The sequence below is a fragment of the Polyangium mundeleinium genome, from assembly GCF_028369105.1.
GTDB lineage: Bacteria > Myxococcota_A > Polyangia > Polyangiales > Polyangiaceae > Polyangium > Polyangium mundeleinium.
The window spans coordinates 10,170,370-10,188,013 of record NZ_JAQNDO010000001.1 but is presented as its reverse complement, the minus strand read 5'-3'; the positions used below and the strand labels follow the sequence as shown (position 1 = coordinate 10,188,013).

The window sequence follows — 17,644 nt, the reverse complement described above, 5'->3', positions numbered from 1 at the left end:
CTACGGTGCCTTCTCGATACGCCCGAGGATAGGCTGGATGGAATCATCGAGCGCATATGCTGGATCCCACGGAAAGCGGCCCACGCCATCCGGCCACACGACCTGAAGCACCGGGAACTCTACCCCGCGGTAGAACCAGATCGCATAACCCAGGTGCGCGCGGTACGCGTCCGTTCTCATCGTCACGAATCGAACGTCACGATTCTCCAGCACATCGGAATCGATCATCCCATGGTCGAATCGCTGCCCGGCCCGGACGCGGCTGCCGATGTCGTTGATGACGGCTTCAGCCGTGGACCAAGGTAAACCCACGACGATGAGCTCGGGATGTCCGAATGTGTGAAAAAGACCGATGGAATACGACCAATCCGGGCCTTCCGAATCGTCTTCGACGGACCTTCCGACATGAATGATGTGCCAGCCATGTGCCTGCACGCGGTTCAGGAGACGGCGGTCGCCTTCGTCTTCAGGCGGAGGTAACGGGCTGCGCATCGTTTCTGAGTCCGGGCATACCACAGGCGCCTGGCGGTCGCATCCCCTCCAGGGGGGTAAGTGCCAGGCGCAGCGACTGGAACCGTTCCTGGGACGCCAGCCTGATGCTCCCGGCAGCGCCGCTCGGCCGTCGATGCGCCGGGGCCCGGTCGAGCGCGTGATGCTTCGACGATCTGCGCGCGCGTAAGCGCGAGGTTCGTCGCAGGTGCCATGTCCGTGGTCTTGACATCCGGGTTTGTCCGCGGTACGAGACGCCGTGAAAAACGTCGAGGTGCACCCGCGTCGCCTCCCATTGAAGTGGCGGAAGAGCCGCTGAGGCGACCATGGGGTACTGGCTTTATTACCTCGGCTTCATGGCCCTGACGTTCGCCTTGCAGCGACCTTGGGTGATGGTCGGCGTGCTCGTCTTCATCGCGCTCCGTCCCTTCATTCCAGATCCCATCGTGCTCGCGCGAACGTGGGGGAAGATCCGCGCGCTCGACGCGCAAATCGCGGCGAACCCCGCGAACATCACCGCGCGCCGTGATCTCGCGATCATCTGGCTCGAACGGCTGCGCCCCGGCCGCGCGCTCGAGCTCCTCGACGAGGCCCGCCGTCGTGCGCCGGACGACGCGGAGCTGCTCTACCTGACGGGGCTCGCGCGCATGCGCTGCGGGGATCCCGAGGGGGCGCTCGCGCCGCTGGTGCGCGCCGTCGAGCTCGAGCCGCGCCTGCGTTACGGCGATCCGTACCTGGCGGCTGCCGAGGCGCTCTTGCTACTCGGGCGGCTGGAGGAAGCGGAGGACGCGCTCGAACGGTTCACGCGGACGAACAGCTCCGCCATTCAGGGACACGTGCTCCTCTCGGATGTGCGGCGAAAGCTCGGCGACGCCGAGGGCGCGAAGACGGCGATCCGGGAGGCGCTCGACACGTGGAAAACCTTGCCGAGGTATCGCCGGCGCAGCCAAGTTCAATGGTGGGTGCGGGCGTGGGTCAAGCACATCCTTGGATGAACGGACGGGCTGCACTTGCCGCGTTTGTCCTGTTCCCGTATCCCCGAGGGGAAACGACCCCGGCGCGGATTCGACTCCGGGGGCCCGGCGCCCCGGGCGTTATGTAATGCGCCAGCCATGTAGCTTGACAGATGGAACGAAACCTGGTGCGGTGTCTCGCATGTCATCTGACACAACATCCGATCCTGAGACATCGCACACAGCGCAACCTGTCGCCGAATCTCCGGGCGAGGTCGCCACGACGATGTCTACCACCTCCCCGCAGATCCAGTTCCACCGACGCAGCTGGTGGGGGTTCGAGGTGCACCTGAACCAGCGGGCCGTTGATGTGCTCACCACGCTCGAAGGCATCATCGCCGAGGTGGTCGGGAATTTTCTCCCGAGGCCGCTTTCTATCCTCATGGATCTCTACATCCGCGTGCGGCACCGGCGGATAGAGCGGGCGTCCCGGGGGCAAGGGGTGCGGTTGGTCTCCCCGTGGACCCACCCGCTCATGCTCACGCCCCGCCCGCTGAATCCATCTCCTATGGGCGATACCGCGCTACGTTGGAGCGTATCCGAGTCAGGAGCATGGTGCCCGCCCGAGCTGTTCCCCGATCACCACAGCGCCACGAGCCCTGCGCTGGCCGCGTCCGGAGACCAGCTCATCTGCGTACAACGCGGCATCGGTCAGGACGAGGGCCTGTCGTGGATGGCTTACGGCCCGGAAACCGGCTGGAGCGACGTCACGCGGATCGGCACCCAAGCCTCTCGCGCCAGCCCCGCGCTGGCGGCATTCAATAACCAGATCCATTGCGTGTATCGGGGCTCGGGCAACGATCCGCGGCTGTACTGGACGATCTTCAACGGGAGCGGCTGGACCCCGGGCCAGCCCCTCCCGCACGATATGCACAGCCCCTCGAGCCCTGCGCTGGCGGTCTTCCACGGCGAGCTTGTCTGCGTCTTCACACGCCAAGGTTTCATGCCCAACCCATTGATCAACCCATTGGCGTTTACGACTTTCAATGGGACCAGCTGGCGCCAGCCCCGGGAACTCCCGCATAACATAAGCAGCCTGAATAACATGGCGGCCCCGACGGGCCCGGCGCTGGCGCCCATCGTTGACAGGCTCGTCTGCGCCTACCAAGGCCAGAGCGGGCGATTGTTATGGACGACGTTCAGTGGGCACACCTGGGAGCCCCCCCAGCAGATAGGCAGCGCGGGAACCCCAAACACGCCGGCCCTGGTCAATTTTCTCGGTAATGTGCACTGTATACACCGCGGCACGAGTGGAAATGTTTTATGGTCCAGCACCTTCAATCGATCGAGCTGGTCCGAGTGGCAGGACACCGGTCTGAGGAGCGCCGCGGAGCCTGCCCTGGTCGTCTACCGCGACAAGAACGTCGACGCGAGCGTGAGGGATCAGCTCATGAGCGTGTTCCGCGGGCAATGATTCCCCCTCTCCGCTCGTCCGCCCCTGCCTGACCCTTCCCATCCTTACGCGGTCATGACGCCTCCAGCGCTTCCGCGCACGTCGAAGGGATGCCCGTGGGTTGTGCAGGACGCGCCCATGCGCCAGGAAGAGGGTCGGGACGGGTCGGCTCGACCGACGGGAAGACCGGCCCCTGGAGAGGTACTCATGTTGAAGACGTTCGTCAGTCAGGCCATCGCGGCGGGCCTCGCGGTCCTCGTCGCAAGCGCAATCATGCCCGGCGTTCGGATCCGCAAGAGCAACACGGCGATCGGCATCGCGTTCGCGTTCGCGCTGCTCAACCTCTTCTTCGGGTGGGCCGTGAAGGCCGCGCTCGCCGTCGTGCTCCTGCCCGCCGCCCTGCTCACGTTCGGCCTGCCCTACCTCGTGTTCGGCCTGCTCGTGAACGCGATCCTGCTCTATGTCACCGACAAACTCATCGACGAGTTCGAGATCAAGGGCTTCTGGCCGCTCCTCGGGACGGCGGGGCTGATCTCCGTCGCCGCGTGGCTTCTCCCGCGCATCTTTTGAGGGAAGGCGCGCCCCCCTCCGCTTCGTAGCAGCGCTCTTGCTTCGCGGCACACCGACACAACCGAGGTCCGGTGGAGCGGCGGCTCGCTCGCGGGGTCGTGTTTTCGTGTCCCGTGACGAAATCGTGGTTCTCTGGGCGCCTGCATCCATGAAACACTCGATCGATGAGCGTCCGCCGTTTCTGGCAGCTCCTCGCGAGCTGGATTTGTGGCATCGGCATCGGGATCGTGGGGTCCACGATCACCCTTTTGACCTTCGGCGTCTTTGCGCGAACGTTGTCGCCTTGGATCGTGCGGACGTGGGGGAAGTCGATGCTCCGCCTCGCGCGGGTCACGGTCTCGGTCGAAGGCGCCGAGCACCTCTCGTCGGACACGATGAAGATCGCCACGTTCAACCACGGGTCGCTGCTCGACTCGTTCCTCATCGCGTCGATCATGCCGCGCGGGAGTGTGGCCGCCGTCAAGCGTGAGATGTTTTATTACCCGATCCTCGGCTTCACCATGTACCTTTGCGGTTTCGTTTTTCTCGACCGACGCAACAGCGCCCGCAGCCGCCGGCAGATGGCCGCGGCTTGCAAGCGGATGGCGCGTGATCGGCTCACGGTCTTTATTTCGCCGGAAGGGACCCGCGCGCACACGCACGAGCTGCTCCCCTTCAAAAAAGGCGCGTTTTTCCTTGCGATCGACAGCGGCGCGCCCATCGTCCCGGTCGTCATCGAAGGCGCGTTCGATTTGCACCCGCCGAGCCGCTGGACGACGAACCCTGGCCACGTGCGCATCCGCGTGCTCCCCGCGCGCCCGATGGTGGGGCTCAGCGCCGAGACCATCCCCGCCGAGATCGAATCCCTCCGAGAGGTCTACACGTCCGAGCTCGCGGCGATGCGCGCCGAACGTGGCCGCTCCGCGCTCGCTCCTGCCGCGCTCGCCGTCGGATGAGCTTTCTTCGCAGCAAGCCGGGCTGCGAGGGGCGAATCCGCAGGGCCTTGCCCCCGCTGCGGCGACGGCAGCGGGGGCGACGGCCGTTGGTCAGAGCCCGTTCGGGATCACGGTGAGGGTGGCGGAGCCCTTGTTGGTCAGGATGAGATCGTCGTACCCATCGACATCCAGGTCCGCGACCGCGATGGCGTTGAGGCCGGGTGAGGTGCCGGTCGTGACGAGGGTGCCCGCGGTGAAGGTCCCGTTGCCATTGCCGGTCATCGGGCGGACGCCGCCCGTGGATGTGGTGGCCAGGATGTAGGTGTCGAGCTTGCCGTCGCCGTTGAAGTCACTGGCCACGACCCCCAGCGCCGAGTTGGCGATCGCGCTGGCCCCGGTGGCGGATTGCACGCCGTTCGCGACGGTGCCGTTGCCGTTCCCTTTGAAGAAGAAGAGGTATGCGCCGGCCGCTCCGTTCGCGAGGATGTCGAGATTGCCGTCTCCGTCGGCGTCGCCGAAGGCGAGGCCCGCGGTCTGGCCGTTGAGGGCGTTGGCGTAGGAGACCGGTGCGGCGAACGAGCCGTCGCCCTGGTTGAGGAGGATCGAGAGCCGCGCGGAGCTCGGGCTCGTCACCACGATGTCGGGGTGGTCGTCGCCGTTCAGGTCACGGCAGGCGATGGTCGACTGCACGCCGCCGGTGCTGGGGATGGCGATGAGCACGGGCGCGCCGAAGCCGCCGGCGCCGTCGCCGAAGAGCACGCTCACCTGGTTCGAGACCACGCTGGTGGTGGCGATATCGATCTGCCCATTGTCATCGAAGTCCCCGGCGCAGAGGTGGACCGAACCGGGGGCGCCGGTGGTGAAGCTCGTCAGCGCGCCGAAGGTCCCGGGCGCGCTCGCGCCCAGGTTGCGGTAGACGCTGATGTTCCCGTTCGTTGCGGGCAGGTTGGTCTGGCCGTCGACGGTGATGGCGTCGAGCCACCCGTCGCCGTCCACGTCCGCCGCCACGACCGCGTTGCTGGAGAGCGGGGCGCCCGCATAATTGACCTCCGCCTGGACGGTCGCGTCGCCGTTGCCGAAGAAAACGGAGACCGATCCGGAGGGGGTGCTCGTCGAGCCGGATTCGGCGTTGGCCACGAGGATGTCGAGCTTGCCGTCGCCGTTCACGTCGGCGACCGCCGGCGCCAGCGGGGTGTGCGTCGCCGGGACGGTGATCGGCGTGCCGGGGACCTGGCCGGTGGGCGGAGTCTGGCAGGCGCCATTCGAGCAGATGTCGCCCGTCGAGCACGCGAGATTGCACATGTTGCAGTGGTCGGCGTTGCTCTGGAGGTTCACCTCGCAGCCATCGGACGCGAGCCCATTGCAATCTGCGAGGGTGCCGGTGCAGGCCTCGCAGTTGGTCCCCTCGTAGGTGGGCGCGCACTGGCACGTGTAGCCATTGATGCCGTCGGTGCAGATGCCGCCGTTCTGGCAGGGGTTGGGGGCGCAGTCGTCGACGTTGGTCTCGCAGTTCGTCCCGGCGAATCCGGGTGCGCACTGGCAGGTGTATGCGTCGACGCCGTCGGCGCAGGTGCCGCCGTTCTGGCAGGGGTTGGGGATGCAGTCGTCGACGTTGGTCTCGCAGTTCGTGCCGGTGAATCCGGAGGCGCACTGGCACGTGTACGCGTCGACGCCGTCGGTGCAGGTGCCGCCGTTCTGGCAGGGGTTGGGGGCGCAGTCGTCGACGTTGGTCTCGCAGTTCGTGCCGGTAAATCCGGTCGCGCACTGGCACGTGTAGCCGTCGACGGAGTCCGTGCAGGTGCCGCCGTTCTGGCAGGGGTTGGGGGCGCAGTCGTCGGCGTTGGTCTCGCAGTTCGTGCCGGTGAATCCGGGCGCGCACTGGCAGGTGTAGCCGTCGACGCCGTCGGCGCAGGTGCCGCCGTTCTGGCAGGGGTTGGGGGCGCAGTCGTCGACGTTGGTCTCGCAGTTCGTGCCGGTGAACCCGGTCGCGCACTGGCACGTGTAGCCGTCGACGCCGTCGGCGCAGGTGCCGCCGTTCTGGCAGGGGTTGGGGGCGCAGTCGTCGACGTTGGTCTCGCAGTTCGTGCCGGTGAACCCGGTCGCGCACTGGCACGTGTAGCCGTCGGCGCCGTCGGTGCAGGTGCCGCCGTTCTGGCAGGGGTTGGGGGTGCAGTCGTCGACGTTGGTCTCGCAGTTCGCCCCGGTGAATCCGGGTGCGCACTGGCACGTGTAGCCGTCGACGCCGTCGGTGCAGGTGCCACCGTTCTGGCAGGGGTTGGGGGTGCAGCCGTCGACGTTCGTACACGTGCTGGGCTGCCCGGAGCAGGTCCAGCCGCTCTCGACCGTGCAGTCGCTGGCGCAGCCATCGCCGCTCGCCTCATTGCCGTCGTCGCAGGCCTCCGGCGCGGCGCGGGTCCCGTCGCCGCACACCACGTCCACGCCGCCGTTGCCCTGGTCGATCTGGCCGCGATCGACGCGGGCGATGATCTCGCATCCCGTCGATCCGAGCATCGCCCCGAAGAAGAGAACCCAAACGCCCAGCCGCCCCACCACGTTCAACGTCGTCACGCGCGGGGGAAATGAAGAGGAGTGCATCATTGGCGCACGCTTATAGCCGAAAAGCGCTCGCGCGCGGTGGGCCTTCGCGACGGACCGAGCGAAAAGAAAGGCCCCCTCGGACGAACCGAAGGGGCCTTCTTCATTTCAGCGATTCGCGTTTGCGACGATCAGCCGAACAGCGGCAGCTCTTCCTTCTCCTTGATCGGGGAGCGCGCCGCGACCTCGCTCTGATCGATCCCCGCGAGCCTGCGCAGCGCGCGGTGCACGTGACCGGGCTTCAGGCGGAGCCCGCCGCCCTCGACCGGCTCCAGCGTCTTCGGGTCGATGTTCATCGGGTTGTGACGCTCGGTCGTCTTGCCGATGACCTGGTTGCCCGGGATGCCCGCGCCCATGAGCAGCATGCTCGTGATCGACCAGTGGTCCTTGCCGTTGCCGGAGTTGTACCCCGGCGTGCGGCCGAAGTCGGACCCGACGACGATCACCATGTTGCCCCAGACGCCCGTCGCCTTTGCCTCTTCGACGAGGTAGTTGATGCCGTCCCAGAGCTCGGCCAGGCGGCCGAATTGCTGGTCGTCGTTGTTGCCGTGCGTATCGAACCCGCCGATGCCGAGGTTCGCGCTGACGCAGATGCCGGCGCGGTAGGCGGCGAGCGCGATCTGCGCCTGGCGACGGAGGTTCGAGTTCTCGAGCTGCGCCGGCAGGTACTCCGTCAGCTTCTTGAGCTCGTTTTGCCCCGAGCGCGCCGTATACAACATGCCCATCGACTGCTTGATGCGCGGCAGGTTCTGCTTCTCGGCATACGCCAGGTGCCGCGCGGAGCGGGTCTCGGCGATACGCGCCTCGGTCTCGTCCGTGTAGTACGGCGTCTTGTTCTCGTCGTACATCGGGTCGATGACGTTCGGGTAGGCGATGCGACGGATCGCGTCGACGTTGCCCACCCGGGTCACCGCCACGGTGCCCGCCGTCGTGTCGTAGCCGCCGTACGAGATGTACGCCATCGGCAGCGACCCGCCCGCGACCGCGGCCGCGAGCGCCGCGAACGAGGCCTTGTTCTCGGCCAAGGTGCCCGCCCACGTCACGCGCGTGCCGACGTCGTGGCTGTTCGTCGACGTATCGACGGCGTTCAGGACCATGAGGTCGTTCACGTACTTGTCGAAGAACGCCTTGTTCGCGCCGTCCGGATCCGGGGCGTACCGCATCGGGAGCTTGCTCGTGCTCCCGACCGCCGTCCCGATCGCCGACTCGAGGTAATGGTTCATCGGGTCGGGATCACTCTCGCCCTTCGAGCCTTTCGGATCGCAGTGGCTCGTGACGTCCCAGCCGCCGCCGGCGTGGATCATGACCCAGAACTTGCCGGTGTACGGCGCAGCTCCGGCTTCGCTGGAGAACGGGATGGTGCTGGCGGCGACGCCGAGCCCTGCCGTCGATGCAATCTTGAGGAAATCTCTTCGGTCCATGGGGGCTCGCCTCTCACTCGTAAAGGAAGTGGTAGTCGGACAGCATGTACGTCACGACCGTCATCCAGGACCGGATGACGTAGGTCGGATCCTCGCGCAGGCGATCCTCTTCAGGCAGCGGCGTACGCGTCCAGTAGTCGTTCTCCACGCGGCACGGGCCGGCCAGCCACGTCGAGTACTTGCCCTCGGGCTGCGACATGTCGCTCATGCCCTTCACGCCTTCGCGGTACGTCTCGAGGAAGAGCTTGTAGGTGCGCTCGATCTCGGGATGTCCGTCGGGCAGCGTCTCGCCGAGGATGTGCTTGTGGAGGAACTGGATGTTCTTCTTGATGGCCGCGACGGCGGGCTCGACCGGGAAGCCGTTCTTGTCTTCCGGCTCGAAGCTCGTCTCGACGTACGGGAAGAGCGTGCGCTCCTCCGTCGGCTTCCACATGTCGCGCGGGACCGCGATGCAGGACATCTCGTTCGCCATACGCTCGCCGATGTTCGCCATGATGCCGTTCGGGCTGATCACGCGCTTGATCACGTCGGCCGAATCGATGCCGCCGTAGAGCATGCGGTAGGCGTCGCTGCGGAGCAGGTAATCGTAGGTCCCGCCGTTGTCCTCGTAGGCGCGAGGACGCCACGGATACCCGAGGACTGCCTGGATCTTGCGGTGGAGCTGCTCGGGCGTGACGAGGCGGCCCATGCCGACCTCGCCGAGCCGCGCCTTGCCGCCCGCGTCGAGCGAGCCGCTGTTCTTCGCGCGGAAATACGGCGAGTGGACGATCTGCTTCACGACGACCTTGAGGTCGTAGTTCGAAGCCTCGAACTCGCGCGCGATCTTGCTGAACTCCGTGTACTCGGCGAGGTACGCCTGGAACTCGGTCGAGAAGTCGGTCGCCTTGCGGTCCTGCGGCGCCACGAGCGGCTTCTGCCCGGTGAGGCCTTCGAAGATGATGTACACGGCCGAGAGGGCGAAGCGCGGGTCGGCGGCGACGCGCGGCGCGAGCCACTGCAGGCCTTGCGGCAGCGTCTCGTACGGCGTCTTTTCGCCCTTGAAGCCCGGCGGACGCATGTCGTCGAGCGGAGGCGTCATCGGGTCGTAGGCCGCGCGCCCGTTCCAGTGCCGGAACGCGCCGGCGACCGGATCGATCTCGACGTGGCATTGCTGGCAGGCGGCCGCGTTGAGGGTCGGGTTGACCTCGGTGATGAGCGTCTGATCGAGCGGCTGCTGGCCGGTCTTCAGGATGTCGGTGCCGAGGAAGAACTGGTAGACCATGCGCGCGCGCGCCCGGTTCCGGTTCGTCTCCGTCGTCGGGAAGCGGTTCAGGAACATCGGCGACGTGAGCACGCCGGCGTGGGGCAGGGTCGGGATCTGCGCCTCGATGAACTCGTTCGGGTCGGCGTCGTTCTTGAACGCCAGGTCGCCCAGCATGAACGCCTTCGCGGAGAAGGGGTTCACCATGATGTAGTTCGCCGTCAGGATCTCGCTGAACGGCCGGTTCTCGCGCACCACGTGGGCCACGAGCTCGAGCGGCTCGCGCGCCACGCCGCGGTTCGTCCAGGAACGCAGCTTGTTGTAGAGGTCGTCGGCGTTCCAGGCGCCGTACTTGTCGATGCCGTCTTCCATCGACTTCGGGTCGGCGTTCGCGGCATCGAAGAACTGGTCGTACCAGTAGGGGTTGTAATAATCGATGTCGTTGAGGAGCTGCACCGCGTCCTCGTTCCCCAGGTAGCGATCCGTGAGGAACTGGTCGTTGTAGACCTCCTTCAGGCGCGTGTAGAACGCCTCCTCGGTCATCATCTGATCGAGGATCGGATCGAGCGCGCGGATGCCGCCGGCCTCGATGGCGTCTTCTTCTTCCACGGTGGGCAGTCGGCCGACCAGGGAGAGCGCCGCTTTGCGCAACGTCTCGGCGGGCGTCGCGAGCTGCACGCCCGTGAACGTGGCCGAGAGGTTCGTCTCGCAGGACGAGGGCTCGTTGAAGCGGTTCACGAGCTCCTCGAGCGCCTTGAACTCCTCGCTGCCCGGCTGAATGACCACGCCGCCCGGATGCTTGCGGGAGGCGGTGCCGCCGGTGGGCATGGCGAGGAGCTGCGACATGCCGTCCTGCTGGAGGGCAGCCGCGTTCTTCATGATGTCGTAGTTCGTGTCGAGGAAGCCTGCTTCGCTGCTGCCTCGAAGCACGAGGCTCGAGTCCTTCGCGGCCCCGTTCGAGGTATGGCAGGCGATGCAGTTGTTCGAAAGGATCGGAGCCCAGACCTGCTCGGCGAAGAACATCTGGTCCGAAACGCACGGACCATCGTCCTCCCCTGCGATGCAACCGGTGAACCCGACCGCGCCGAGCGCGGCCAGAGACACCAGACCAATGGAGCCAAAATGCTTTCCGAGTCGTCTTCGCGTTCGCGGCATGAGCGGCCTCGTGGGTGGTTCCAGCCTCGCCGAGGGACGAGCCTGGAAAGTCATACGTAACGGAAGCTCTCTTCTACACGAGGAGCGACGCCGCTGAAATGGTGGGAATTGGGGCCCTACTTCCCTACCTCGTGGCTTTTTTCCGAAAAGGAATGGACTTTTCCCCTCGCAGCATAACGCGAAGTCCGTTCCGCGAGGGCTGATACGTCACGCAAGGTTGCGTGCGTATTCTCGATTTTGGCAAATCAGGTGCCGCCGGCTCCGCCCGCGCCACCCGCGCCGCCGGCTCCGCCCGCGCCGCCCGCGCCACCCGCTCCGCCCGAGCCACCCGCGCCACCCGCGCCCGTGGACGCGGCGGTGCTCGATGCCGCCGTGCTCGACGCCGCGCTGGAGCTCGTGGCGCCGCTGCCGCCGCACTTCTCGAGCGGCTTGCAATCGTTGCAGGAGCAACCTTCGAGGTACTCGACGCACGAGCCGTTGTTCGTGCAGTTCATCGTGCACCGATCGGTATTCGTGCAATTGGGGCAGGTGCAGTCCTCGTTGATCAAGCACACGCCGTCGTCGTTGTCACAACCGACGTTTGCCGGGGGGCAGCTCGCGACCTTGAAGTAACAATCGTTGCACGTGCAATCTTCTGTCCCCATCTCGCCGTTGTCGCACTTGTCGTCGTCCTGGCAGGTGCCGAGACACGCGGCTTGATCGACGCAGTCGGGGCATGCGCACGTCTCGGCGTTCTGGCCGTTGTAGTTGCAGAAGCCGTCCGGCTGGTTGTTGTTGCAGCCGGTGCTCTGGCCTCCTCCGCCGCCGCCCGTGAAGTTGCCTGTCGCGGAAGGATTGTTATTCGCGCCGCCTTCCGAGCAGCCAACGAAGGGGATCGCGACAAGGAGAAACGAGGAAGCAAGGATCGCCGTCAGGGTGCGCATGGTTCGATGAGGATCGCCGCCTGCGCGGGACTGCGTCAACAGAAGAAAGGTGCTACAGGGCTCGCCATGCCTCGCCTGACGAACTCTTTTTCTGCACTGGCGCTGCTCGTTTCCACCCTCGGGCTCGGCCTCGGTTGCGGCGCAGAGCCCCCGCCCCCGGCTGATTCGGCGAACACTTCGGCTGCGAACGACAGCGCGAAGACGGGGCCGAAGGACGACACGAAGGCGGCGGACGTGAAGGGCCCCGAGCGCAAGCCTTTCGAGAACCCCGGCGGCATGTGGGTGCCCTCCCAGCTCGCCGAGCATGAAGCGAAGCTCAAGGGCGCGGGCCTCGAGCTCGATCCGAAGGCGCTCACCGATCCGATGCAGCCCCCGCTCGCGGCGGTCGTGAGCCTCGGCGGATGTTCGGCCTCGTTCGTGTCGCCCGATGGCCTCATCGTCACGAACCACCACTGCGTCACCGGCATCCTGCAGTTCAACGCGACGCCGAAGCAGAACGTCGCGAACGACGGTTACCTCGCGAAGACGCGCGCGGACGAGAAGTGGGCCGGCCCCACGAACCGCATCTTCGTGACCCGCTCGTTCAAGGACGTGACGAAGGACGTCCGCGAGGGCCTCGACAAGCTCCCGAACGATCGCGCGCGGAACGACCAGATCGAGGCGCGCGAGAAGACGCTCGTGGGGGCCTGCGAGAAGGATCGGCCCGAGGTGCGTTGCTCGCTGAAGGCGTACTTCGGCGGCGCGCAGTACCTGCTCGTCGAGCAGCTCGAGATCCGCGACGTGCGCCTCGTGTATGCCCCGCCGGAGGGCGTCGGCAACTTCGGCGGCGAGATCGACAACTGGCGCTGGCCCCGCCACGGCGGCGACTTCGCGTTCCTGCGCGCGTACGTGGGCAAGGACCAGAAGCCCGCGGATCACGCGGAGACGAACGTCCCGTACAAGCCGGCGCACTACCTGCGCCTCGCGCAGAAGCCGCTCGCGCCGAACGACTTCGTGATGGTCGCCGGGTATCCGGGCACCACGAACCGCCTGCGCACTTCGTTCGAGATCAAAGAGGCGCTCGAATGGGGATATCCGCGCCGCATCGCCGCCTTCGAGGAGGGCGTGAAGGTGCTCGAATCCGTGAGCAAGCAAAAGGAGGAGATCGCGATCAAGGCGAACCCCTTCCTGCGCGGCATCTCGAACGCGCTCACGAAAATCAAGGGCCTGGCCGAGGGCCTCGGCAAGGGCGGCGTGGCCGCGGAGCGCGCCAAGAAGGACGCTGATCTCGCGGCGTGGATCGGCGGCGACGCCGAGCGCAAGGCCGCCTATGGCGACGTGATTGCCAAGATCGAGGCGCTCGTCGCGGAGCGGAAGAAGACGCGCGAGGAGGACATGGCGCTCGGCGACATGATGATGAGCGCGAGCCTGTTCCAGGCGGCCTCCACGATCGTGCGGATGGCGGAGGAGCGCCCGAAGGCGGACGCCGAGCGCGACCCGGAGTTCCAGGAGCGCACCTGGAAGCGCATCGAGCAAAAGATGACGCGGCTCTCGGCCTCGTACGATCGGGCGATCGACCAGGCGATGCTGAAGCTCGCCCTGGAGCGGGTCGCGAAGCTGCCCGAGAAGGAGCGGCCGGCGTTCGTCGCGACGATCGCGGGCAAGAAGCTCGACGCGGCGGCGATCGAGAAGGCGGTGAAGGGCCTTTACGAGGGGACGAAGCTCGAAGACGAGAAGGCGCGGCTCGAGCTCTTGAAAACGGCGAAGCTCGACGATTTGAAGAAGAGCAAGGACCCGCTCATCAAGCTCGCCGTGGCGCTGCGCCCCGCGTACAAGGCCTCCGAGGATCGGGGCAAATCGTTCGACGGCGCGATGGCGCTGCTCCGGCCGAAGTATTTCGAGGCGCTGCAGAAGATGTTGGGCCAGCAGATCGCGCCCGACGCGAACGGGACGCTCCGCGTGACGTACGGCAGCGTGCGCGGCTATCGCCCGACGAAGGACGCGCCGGTCTACACGCCGTTCACGACCACGTCGGAGATGGTCAAGAAGCATACGGGCAAGGAGCCGTTCGAGGCGCCCTCCAAGCTGCTCGCGGCGGCGAACGCGAAGAAGTGGGGGACGTATGCGGACGCGGCGCTCGGCGAGGTGCCCGTGGATTTCCTGAGCGACCTCGACATCACGGGCGGTAACTCCGGTTCGCCCACGCTCAACGGAAAGGGCGAGCTCGTCGGACTCGCGTTCGACGGCAATTACGAGGCGATGGCGTCGGACGTGATCTTCCTGCCGGAGATCACGCGGACAATCCACGTGGATCTGCGCTACGTGCTCTGGGTGATGGACGTCGAGGGGGCGGACAACGTCCTGCAAGAGCTCGGCGTGAAGCCTTCGATCGACTGACGCGTCGGGGCGGTTGGTAGGACATCGAGCGGCTGCGACCGCTCGATGTCCTACGTCTTTTGTCCCGCGTCGTACGCCTCGCGTCCCCACTCGTTCCAGCAAAGCCCGGCCGAGGGACCCTCCGCTCGCTCGGACAGGGTACGTCCCACCCACGTGCCAATGCTCTTGCGCAGGTTCGCGCTCGGCATGCACAAGGATCACCAGGAACAACGCAGGCCCGCGCACAGCGCCACGGGGGTGGCTTGGTGTGGCCTGCATCCACGGAAGGCACTTCCATGGCCTGGTTGTCGAACCGCTTTGTTCGGCTTTGGCTCCTCGTGCTCGTCGCATTTGGCGTCTCGGCATGGCTCCTCGGGTGCGCCGCGACAGGCGCGCACACGCAGGCGTGGGCGCAGAGGATGCCGAACGGAACGCGCTTGTTCCGCATATGCCGGCGCCATCCTCACGTCGACTCGAATGCGCGTTATTGGTACGACGTGGGGGACGGGACGCCTCGAACGACGTTCCTGCCGCTCGACGAGCTTTTGCAGAGCCGCGAGGCCAAGGCCATTTATATCCATGATGCCAACGCGCCCTCCGAGAGCCGGAAGCTTCTAGGAATTGCGTTCCAGCATCTTCCCTGCGACAAGCCGCCGCCTCCGCCGGAGAAACTCGCGGCGAAGGAGAAGGAGGGCGCAGAGAAGAAGGACGAGGCCCAGAGCGCCAAGCCGCCGAAGTCGCAGCCGAAACCGCTGCCGCGACCGATCGCGAGAGCGCCGGAGCAGGAGCGGTGCGCGGCCTATCGGGAGCCAGGCCAGACGCGGCAACGCGGCGGCGCGGGTTCACGTACGTGCACGAGGATTCTGGTCAAGCGGCCCGGCGGGGAGCCTGCCGTCGCGGAGAACCGACCGCGTCCGGTCGAGGCGCCCGCGCCCGTACCGAAGGACCCGAGCGAGGTGCAGCCGGGTGAGGTATGGCGGTATGAGGAATGGAGCCAAACCCCGGAGGAGACCGCGCGGCTCGATCGAGCCCAGGAGTGCCTGACGGGCGCTTGCCATGCTCGGCACAAGAACTTCCAACCGAAAGGCGGGAAGAAGCCTGCCGGGAAGCACCATGGGCAGTCGTTGTCAACGGGGAGTGGGAGCGCGGGGGGAGCAAGCACGCCGCAACCGGCGGCGAAGTCGACGGTCAAGACGAGGACCAAGCCGGTCGGGAAGCCGAACGGGGGGGCGGCGGGGCAGGCGGGGCAGGCAGGGGCGACGGGCAACGGGAGCGCGGTGGACCCACCACCGCAGGCCAAACCGAAGCGGGGAGGCGAGAATGCGGCGGCGGCGCGGGGACGGGAGGAGCATAAGAAGTTCACGGAGAAGGTCGAGGCGAAGCAAGGAGAGGGGTGGAGAGCCAATCCAACGATCCGCACGCCGGATGGCAAAGTTCTGAGACCCGACGCGATCACGCCAAACAAGAACCCGATCGAGCTGAAGCCGAACACGCCGACGGGCAAAGCAGCAGGCAAACGCCAGATCAAGAAGTACGAAGCAGTTACAGGCAAGAGGGGACGTGTAATCTACTATGACCCATAAGCGAGTCCTGCGGGATCGAATGAGCCACATCTTCAAGACGTGGGTAACGCCCACGCTCCACGAAGCAGGGTTCAAGAAACGAGGGATCGTGTACGTGCGGGATCTGGGGAGCGTCCAGCACTTCTTCAATCACGAGAGTGACGACCTCAACACGGCCGACGAGTACCGTTTCACGACGAATTGTGGGATTCACGTGCCAGGGGTCAGAGGTATCTTCGGGAACTGCGTCGAACCCAAGGCGGTTGACGCAGCGTACGGGCTCCTGAACGTGAGGCCCGGAATGCTGACACCGACGGGCGACTCGTGGTATAAGCTCACGTCCTCCGATGGGCCCGAGAAGGACGACGAAGTAGGGCAGGAATTGCGGAGGCTCGTGGAGGTCGCGGCCCTGCCGTTCTTCGATCGGTTCCGGGACGAACGCTCGGTCGCGGAGTTCCTCTCGCAGCCCCGCAGGAAGGAAGACCGACACGTCATGCCCTTTGAGGATACGTTCGAGCTCTGTTATGCCGCGATCCTCTGGAAGCGGCTCGGGTGCAAGGATAAGTGCCGCGAGTGCATCGAGCGGGAGCGGTCGAAGACCAAGAGGCGATATAGCTCCCTGCCCGAGAAATTCCTGGCGCGGTTCTCCTGTGATGACGACTGACGCGTGTGCTGCGAAGGGCCGCCCACGGGCGCGCTCGTGGGCCGGCTCCGCCTCGGGCCCTGCACCCTGCTCCACGCGTTCGATGCCGCCCTCGTCTCCGGGCTGGAACACCTGCGCGGCGCTATCACCCCGGACCAGCAGGAGAAGCTCGTCCACGCAACCGCGCGCGGTCGCTTCTCCGAAGCATTCGCGCGTCTCCACCTCCCCCCGATCGCCAGGCTGGCCATCGAGCGCGTCAGGTTGAGCCGAGCTTGCATCCGCAGCTCGACGGAGTCGGCGAGTCCGTGAACGGAGTCGAGCCTCTTCGACATCGGAGTCGGCGAGCCCGTGATCGGAGTGCTGCCTCTTCGACATCGGGGTCGGCGAGTCCGTGATCGGAGTGCTGCCTCTTCGACATCGGGGTCGGCGAGTCCGTGATCGGAGTGCTGCCTCTTCGACATCGGGGTCGGCGAGCCCGTGATCGGAGTGCTGCCTCTTCGACATCGGAGTCGGCGAGCCCGTGATCGGAGTCCGCCCTCTTCGACATCGGAGTCGGCGAGCCCGTGATCGGAGTGCTGCCCCTTCGACATCGGGGTCGGCGAGCCCGTGATCGGAGTCCGCCCTCTTCGATATCGGAGTCGGCGAGTCCGTGATCGGAGTCCACCCCCTTCGACATCGGAGTCGGCGAGCCCGTGATCGAGGAGCGCCGAACGCTGCGCGATCTTCTAGAACGCCGAACCGTCCCGCTCTACGATGGCGCCTCCGGGCCTCCATGCGTTTGCCCTCCCTCCTCCTCGGCTTCGCTCTCCTCCTCGGGACCCCGGTCGCGTTCGGGCAAGCCGCGCCCGACCCGCGTCCCAAGCCCACGGTCAAGGCCTTCGTGCACATCGAGGCCGACGCGCCGCTTTCGTTGCGGCGGAACGTCGGCCGTTTCGGGGACGTCGTCTGCGCCGCGCCCTGCGACCGGGGGATCGCCTTTGATCCGCCGGACCGTTTCTCCATCGAGGGCGCTTTCCCGCGCGCGCAGCCTTTCACGTTGGGACAAGCGGGCCCGCGGGTCCTCCTGCGCGTCGACACAGGCAGCCACGGGGGTTTTTACGGCGGGATCACGTTGGCCACGGCCGGCGGGGCCGCGGCGCTGATGTCGGGCGTCATTTTCCTCCTCGCAGCCGTCGGCGACGCGCTCGGGAGCGGGGAGGGGGTGGAGGACCGGCTGAAATACGGCTGCCTCGGCGCGGCGATCGGCGGCGGCGTCGCCATGGCGGTCGGCATTCCGCTCCTCGTCGTGTCGGAAACGAAGGTCGAGGTCCTCCCCGATCCCCGCCGCGAACAGGCCCGCGGGATCGTGACCGTCCGGTTTTGAGGCGCGTC

Annotated in this window: 13 protein-coding genes; 8 read left to right on the top strand and 5 right to left on the bottom strand. The window is 66.4% G+C overall.

What is annotated here, in order from left to right:
• Entirely contained in the window at window positions 1-492 is a 492-nt protein-coding gene (locus POL67_RS40190; protein ID WP_271926157.1) for a DUF4262 domain-containing protein, read from the bottom strand.
• Between the two features lie 323 nt (window positions 493-815).
• Here POL67_RS40190 and POL67_RS40185 point away from each other — a divergent pair, with 323 nt between their 5' ends.
• The 4 genes from POL67_RS40185 to POL67_RS40170 all read left to right on the top strand — a co-directional run bounded on the left by POL67_RS40185 (window position 816) and on the right by POL67_RS40170 (window position 4,400).
• A complete protein-coding gene (locus tag POL67_RS40185; protein WP_271926154.1) occupies window positions 816-1,484 on the top strand; it encodes a tetratricopeptide repeat protein in 669 nt (222 codons plus the stop codon).
• A gap of 244 nt (window positions 1,485-1,728) precedes the next feature.
• The gene (locus POL67_RS40180) at window positions 1,729-2,916 is read left to right on the top strand and encodes a PLL family lectin (RefSeq protein WP_271926152.1); all 1,188 of its coding nucleotides are present in this window, start codon (window positions 1,729-1,731) and stop codon (window positions 2,914-2,916) included.
• A 186-nt stretch (window positions 2,917-3,102) separates the two neighbouring features.
• A complete protein-coding gene (locus POL67_RS40175) occupies window positions 3,103-3,465 on the top strand; it encodes a phage holin family protein (RefSeq protein ID WP_271926150.1) in 363 nt (120 codons plus the stop codon).
• 164 nt (window positions 3,466-3,629) lie between these two features.
• Entirely contained in the window at window positions 3,630-4,400 is a 771-nt protein-coding gene (locus tag POL67_RS40170; RefSeq protein WP_271926148.1) for a lysophospholipid acyltransferase family protein, read from the top strand.
• Window positions 4,401-4,490: 90 nt separating this feature from the next.
• Here POL67_RS40170 and POL67_RS40165 read toward each other — a convergent pair whose 3' ends face one another.
• The 4 genes from POL67_RS40165 to POL67_RS40150 form a co-directional block, all read right to left on the bottom strand.
• The gene (locus POL67_RS40165; protein ID WP_271926147.1) at window positions 4,491-6,977 is read right to left on the bottom strand and encodes an FG-GAP-like repeat-containing protein; all 2,487 of its coding nucleotides are present in this window, start codon (window positions 6,975-6,977) and stop codon (window positions 4,491-4,493) included.
• Between the two features lie 128 nt (window positions 6,978-7,105).
• Complete coding sequence (locus POL67_RS40160; RefSeq protein WP_271926146.1) at window positions 7,106-8,395, bottom strand: DUF1501 domain-containing protein; 1,290 nt, start codon at window positions 8,393-8,395, stop codon at window positions 7,106-7,108.
• Window positions 8,396-8,408: 13 nt separating this feature from the next.
• A complete protein-coding gene (locus POL67_RS40155) occupies window positions 8,409-10,739 on the bottom strand; it encodes a DUF1588 domain-containing protein (RefSeq protein ID WP_271926145.1) in 2,331 nt (776 codons plus the stop codon).
• A gap of 296 nt (window positions 10,740-11,035) precedes the next feature.
• Window positions 11,036-11,713, bottom strand: coding sequence for a hypothetical protein (locus POL67_RS40150; protein ID WP_271926143.1), 678 nt, complete (start codon window positions 11,711-11,713; stop codon window positions 11,036-11,038).
• A 66-nt stretch (window positions 11,714-11,779) separates the two neighbouring features.
• On the opposite strand from POL67_RS40150, the gene POL67_RS40145 reads away from it, so the two are divergent.
• The 4 genes from POL67_RS40145 to POL67_RS40130 all read left to right on the top strand — a co-directional run bounded on the left by POL67_RS40145 (window position 11,780) and on the right by POL67_RS40130 (window position 17,636).
• On the top strand, window positions 11,780-14,089 hold the full coding sequence (locus POL67_RS40145; RefSeq protein ID WP_271926142.1) for a S46 family peptidase: 2,310 nt from the start codon (window positions 11,780-11,782) through the stop codon (window positions 14,087-14,089).
• Between the two features lie 275 nt (window positions 14,090-14,364).
• A complete protein-coding gene (locus POL67_RS40140) occupies window positions 14,365-15,651 on the top strand; it encodes a hypothetical protein (RefSeq protein ID WP_271926141.1) in 1,287 nt (428 codons plus the stop codon).
• A complete protein-coding gene (locus POL67_RS40135) occupies window positions 15,641-16,294 on the top strand; it encodes a DUF4304 domain-containing protein (protein WP_271926140.1) in 654 nt (217 codons plus the stop codon). The genes POL67_RS40140 and POL67_RS40135 overlap by 11 nt, the downstream gene beginning before the upstream one ends.
• A gap of 751 nt (window positions 16,295-17,045) precedes the next feature.
• On the top strand, window positions 17,046-17,636 hold the full coding sequence (locus POL67_RS40130; protein ID WP_271926139.1) for a hypothetical protein: 591 nt from the start codon (window positions 17,046-17,048) through the stop codon (window positions 17,634-17,636).
• Window positions 17,637-17,644: the final 8 nt, after the last annotated feature.